Origin of the sequence: Mycobacterium sp. E802, assembly GCF_001666875.1 — a bacterium.
In the GTDB taxonomy this organism is placed as follows: domain Bacteria; phylum Actinomycetota; class Actinomycetes; order Mycobacteriales; family Mycobacteriaceae; genus Mycobacterium.
Genome location: NZ_LZJD01000035.1, coordinates 1 through 5,253, shown reverse-complemented (window position 1 = coordinate 5,253; position 5,253 = coordinate 1). Strand labels below are relative to the sequence as shown.

Annotated in this window: 4 protein-coding genes; 1 reads left to right on the top strand and 3 read right to left on the bottom strand. The window is 65.5% G+C overall.

The genetic code is table 11. From position 1 onward, the window contains the following. Nucleotides 1–120: 120 nt before the first annotated feature. Nucleotides 121–1,356, bottom strand: coding sequence for a cytochrome P450 (locus A5699_RS05125; protein WP_067766369.1), 1,236 nt, complete (start codon nt 1,354–1,356; stop codon nt 121–123). Then, nucleotides 1,353–2,408 (bottom strand): LLM class F420-dependent oxidoreductase, encoded by a 1,056-nt coding sequence (locus A5699_RS05120; protein WP_067766366.1) that lies wholly within the window; start codon nt 2,406–2,408, stop codon nt 1,353–1,355. Before A5699_RS05120 ends, A5699_RS05125 begins: the two co-directional genes overlap by 4 nt. Before the next feature lie 136 nt (nt 2,409–2,544). Here A5699_RS05120 and A5699_RS05115 point away from each other — a divergent pair, with 136 nt between their 5' ends. Continuing rightward, a complete protein-coding gene (locus A5699_RS05115; protein WP_067766363.1) occupies nt 2,545–4,041 on the top strand; it encodes an acyl-CoA carboxylase subunit beta in 1,497 nt (498 codons plus the stop codon). Here the strand turns inward: A5699_RS05115 and A5699_RS05110 are convergent. Further along, nucleotides 4,031–5,253, bottom strand: a 1,223-nt coding sequence (locus A5699_RS05110) for an FAD-dependent monooxygenase (protein ID WP_067766360.1), incomplete at its 5' end; no start/stop codon positions are given. The two genes, A5699_RS05115 and A5699_RS05110, sit on opposite strands and share 11 nt — an antisense overlap.

The following is a 5,253-nucleotide window of genomic DNA, read 5'->3' as shown; positions in this document are numbered from 1 at the left end:
CATGCTCGCCCTCGGCGGCCACCGCCCCTCACTGCCAGGACGGCCCGTCAAACACCCACGGAAACGTCAGTAGAGCCCCTTTTCGGCCGAAAAGGTACGGGTTTGTGTCTGTTGGCGGGGCTATCTGAGCGAGTACCGCACCGGCAGGTGCTTGAGCCCACCGACGAACGTGGTGGCCATGTGCTGCGGTTCGCCGGCGAGTTCTGCCGAGCGCAACCGCGGTAGCAGCTCGGAGAAGAAACTGTTGATCTCCAACCGGGCCAGTGCGGCGCCTAGGCAGAAATGCACACCGTAGCCGAACGCGATGTGTTTGTTGGGATCTCGCCCGACGTCGAAGCGGAACGGGTCGACGAAGACGTCCTCGTCGCGGTTGCCCGAGACATACGACAGCAGCACCGACTCGCCCTTCGCAATGCGTACACCGCGAATCTCATAGTCCTGTTGCGCGGTACGCATGAACTCCTTGACCGGTGTCGTCCACCGGACCATCTCCTCGACCGCCAGCGGCATCAGGCTCATGTCGTTCTGCAGCCGGGCCAGCTGGTCGGGGTTCTGCAGCAGCGCGTGCATGCCACCCGAAATGCTGGCACTGCTGGTGTCGTGGCCGGCCGCGGCGATGATCGCGTAGTAGGAGACCGTGTCGATATCGGACAGCGGCTCCCCGTTCAAAGTGGCGTTGGCGATCGTCGACGCGAGGTCGTCGGTCGGATTTGCCCGACGCGAGGCGGTCAATTCGGTGAAATACTGGAACATTTCGAGCAGTGCCATGCCCTGCTCTTCCATACTGGCGCCGCGCTTGAATTCGTCGTCGTCGTTGCCGAACAGCTCCTGGGTGAGCTTGAGCATGAACGCGAAATCGGACTCGGGCACACCCAGCAGTGTCATGATCATGTACAGCGGGTAGTTGACTGCGACCTGCTGCACGAAGTCGCATTCCGGCCCTTCATCGACCATCCGATCGACGAATCGTTTGGCGAGTTCGTCCGCGCGATCCTTCAACGCGCGCATGGCCTTTGGCCGAAACCAGTTGGCTCCGATTGCCCGTAGATCGCGGTGCAGCGGGTCGTCGGTGTGGATCAACGTCCGGATGCCGATCGCGGCCTGCTGCTCGTCGCCCTCGCGAGTGACCAGCACCGGACGTGGCGAGTTGGTGAAGATGTCGTTGGCACGCTCGATCTCCATGATGTCTGCGTGCTTGGTGATCGCCCAGAACGGGGCATACTCGGGGACCTCGACCCAGGACACCGGGGCGTTGGCCCGCAGGTGAGCCAGGTCCGCGTGCAATGTGGGCTCGTCGGTGTACGCCGACGGATTGGCGAACATCTTGGCGACATCGTCGACGGCGCGGACGGTCATACGTTGCTCCTTACTGGCGGGCACTCACGAAACTCCTGCAGCACCGCATTCACGGTTTCTGCAGATACGGCGGCAGGAAAGCCTGGCAGCACGCGGTCGATGACGCCGTCGCAACGACGCCGCAACGCCGCGGCCAATTCGGGGATCGGGGCCACCACGGCGAAAGTGCTCAGCACCTCGTCATCGATGAGTTCGCCCATCGCGTCCCACTCACCGGCCAGCGACAGCCGGTGCAGTTCGGTGTGTAGGTCACCCCAACCGTGCAAGTCGAGAACTTTGCGGTAGGCGGGTGTCGACCCATAGAAGGCAAGCTGTTTGCGGGTCGCGATCGATGCCGCGGCCATCTCCTGTTCGTCGGCACCGGTCACCAGGAACACCGGGCAGGACAGCTCGAAGTCAGATCGGTCGCGCCCGCTGCGGTCCATGCCGCGCTGCAAGGCGACGGTGGTCACCTCGTCCAGGTAGCGTCGGGTGGTGAACGCGTGGGCCAGCAGTCCGTCGGCAACCTCACCGCACACCTCGGTCATCAACTCACCGACCGCGGCCAGGAAGATCTTGGGGGACGGCAGCGACGACGGCTCCGGGGTGAACATCGGCGTCATGATCTTGTGGGTGTAGAACTCGCCCTCGAACCGCAGCTTCGTGCCATCGCGCCAGCATCCCCAAATCGCGTGCAGCGCTTCGATGTATTCGCGCATGCGGCGGGCCGGGTGGCCCCAGGGCATGCTGAACCGCTTCTCGATGTGCGGCTGGATCTGGGTGCCCAACCCGAGGATGAAGCGCCCACCAGAGTACGTCTGCAGATCCCAGCCCAGTTGCGCCATCGTCATCGGATTGCGCGCGAAAGCCACTGCGATGCTGGTGCCGATTTGCATCCGCCGGGTGTGCTCGGCCGCCAACGTCAACGGCAGGAACGGGTCGTGGTTGATCTCGCCGGTCCAGCAGCCGTCGTAACCCTGCGCCTCCAACTCACGGGCGAGTTCTGGGACCTCGGCAAGTCGGCTCGGGATACCGCGGTCGATCTTCACAGCGCGAGCCGCCGAGTCGCTCATCGGTGCCGCATTCCTTTGCCAGTTGGTTCGATCATGTGCCATCCGACCACCTGATCGACGCTACAGTAAGCAATTCAGTATGGTCAACGGCGGTAGGCTGAGCCCCCAGGGCACTGCACGACGAGTGAGGACAGCGATGACGAACGATCCGGAGTGGAAGGAAACCCTCGAGGACCTTGCCCGGCGACGTGCGCACACCTACGGGATGGGTGGGCAGGAGCGGCTCGCCAAGCACCACGGCAAGGGAAAGCTCGACGCCCGAGCCCGGATCGCGCGGCTGCTCGACCCAGACACCTTCCAAGAGTTCGGCACCCTGGTCGGCGGGGACATCGCCGCCGACGGCCTCGTCGCCGGCGCCGGACGCATCGACGGCACCCCGGTGATGGTGGGCGCCGAGGATTTCACCACCCTGGCCGGCAGCATCGGCCCAGGCGGCAACGCCAAGCGCTACCGGCTCGCCGAATTGGCCCTGCGTAACAAGATTCCGTTGGTGATGTTGTTGGAGGGGGCAGGTTTTCGCCCGAGTGGAGAACACTACGGGCGCACGCCCACCGACCTGATCGCGCAGGCGAAATGCTCAGGGAAGGTGCCGACGATCTCGGCCATCCTCGGCCCGTCGGCCGGCCACGGCGCACTGGTCGCCCCGGTGTGCGACTTCACGATCATGAGCCGTCAGGGCGCCATCTTCACCGCGGGCCCGCCCGTCGTGAAAGAGTCCACCGGAGAAGACATCTCAAAGGAAGATCTGGGCGGGCCCGACGTGGCGCTGACGAGCGGCGTGATCCACAATTACGCCGACGACGACGAGACCGTCATCGACGACATCCGGCGGTACCTGTCGTATTTCCCGTCGAGCGCCTGGTCGTATCCCCCGACCCGGCTTGCCGACGACACGGCCGATCCCAGACTCACCCCCGAGATCCTCGACATCGTGTCGCGTGACAACCGTCAGATCTACGACATGCGCACGGTGCTCGACGAGATCTTCGACCGGCCCGACTGGTTCGAGGTGCAGCCCAAGTTCGGTCGCGCGATCATCTGTGCCCTGGCCCATCTCGGCGGCTATCCGGTTGCGGTGGTGGCCAATCAGCCACAGGTGATGGCCGGCTCCATCGATGCCGACGCCGCGGACAAGGCCGCACACTTCATCTCCGTGGCCGACTCGTTCCACCTGCCGCTGATCTTCCTGGCCGACAACCCCGGCATGCTGCCGGGCAGCCAGTCCGAGCGATCCGGTGTGTTGCGCAGTGGGGCACGGATGTTCGCCGCGCAAACGGCCGCGACCACGCTCAAGCTGCATGTGACGCTGCGTAAGGCATTCGGGTTCGGGTCGATGGTGATGTCCCTGCTCGGGTTTGACGACCAGGTGGCCACGTTCGCCTATCCCGGCGCGACCATGGGCGCCATGGGAGCGGCCGCGCTCAGCGCCGCCACCCACGCCGGCGAGGACTACACCGAGGTGCTCAAGCGCATGGAGCTGGAGGCGTCGTTCCGGTCCGCGGGCCACCTCGGGTTCGACGAGCTCATCTCCCCCGAGGAGACCCGCAACGCGCTGCTGGTCACGTTGCAGCACGGCATCTTCAGTCGCCAGCAGGTGGCCGAGCCGGTGTCCCGCTCCCTGATCATGCCGTAACCCCGGCACCGAACCACTTGGCCAGGTGCGCAGTCAGGTCCGCCTGATCATCCCCGATCCAGGCGACGTGACCGTCGGGGCGCAGCAGCACCGCCGGGGCATCCAGTTCGTCGCTCTGATCGACAACGTGGTCGACGAGGTCGGCCCATCCGGCCGCCGACAGGTGCCCGGTCTGATCGAGCAACAGTCCGCGACCGGCATGCATCAACGCATAGAGCCGTCCGCGGCCCAGCCTGATGTCGCGCAGCCGACGCCCGAGGAGCTCGGGCCCGTCACCGAAGTCATAGCGGATGTTGATGGCGATGATCTTCTCGGTCAAACGTCGGCTCACTTCCGGGACGTCCATCAGCTCGGCCATCAGCCGGCGCACGGCCTGGGCGCCGGGCTCCAGCGACATCAGTGTCATCTGCGCGCGGGTGTTGTCCAGCACGTCGGCCGCGACCGGGCGGCGTTCGGACTCATAGGTGTCCAGCAGCCCTTCCGGCGCCCAACCGTTCACCACCGCAGCCAGTTTCCAGCCCAGGTTGAAGGCGTCCTGGACACCGAGGTTGAGGCCCTGCCCACCGGTCGGCGGATGAATGTGGGCGGCATCGCCGGCGAGCAGCACCCGGCCACTGCGGTAGCGATCAGCCAGCCGCGTCCCGTCCCCGAACCGTGACAGCCAGCGCGGGGAATGCACCCCGAAGTCCGTACCCGCCGTTTTCACCAGTTGTCGCCTGAACTCGTCCAGAGTGGGTGCGGTGGCACAATTTTCGGCCACCCCGTCGGCCGGCACGATGACTCGGTATCTTCCCTCACCGAGAGGCATGGCGCCGAAACGCAGTTGGGTCTTACGGACCTCGGCCGTCACCGCGTTGAGCGCGTCCACACCCACGTCCAGCGCGACCTCACCCAGCAGCGTGTCGACCTGTGACGGCTCACCGGGAAATCCGATGCCCGCCAGTCTGCGCACGGTGCTGCGGCCACCGTCGCAGCCCACCAGATAGCCAGCCTGCACGGTGGAACCGTCGGCCAGCTCGACCGTCACCCCGTCACTGTCCTGACCGAGACCGACCACTTCGGCCCCGCGCCGGATCTCGGCACCGCAATCTTCGGCGTGCTCGGTGAGCAACTGCTCGATGATCGGTTGCGGAATACCGAGCACGTACGCGTGCGCGGTGTCCAAGCCTTCCGGCTGCGGTTTGGGGATGCCGGCGAAGAACCCGCCGAGGG

What these genes read in the sequence shown, in the direction of transcription:
- A5699_RS05125 (WP_067766369.1), bottom strand. Translation starts at nt 1,356, where the DNA reads ATGACCGTCCGCGCCGTCGACGATGTCGCCAAGATGTTCGCCAATCCG.
- A5699_RS05120 (WP_067766366.1), bottom strand. Translation starts at nt 2,408, where the DNA reads ATGAGCGACTCGGCGGCTCGCGCTGTGAAGATCGACCGCGGTATCCCG.
- A5699_RS05115 (WP_067766363.1), top strand. Translation starts at nt 2,545, where the DNA reads ATGACGAACGATCCGGAGTGGAAGGAAACCCTCGAGGACCTTGCCCGG.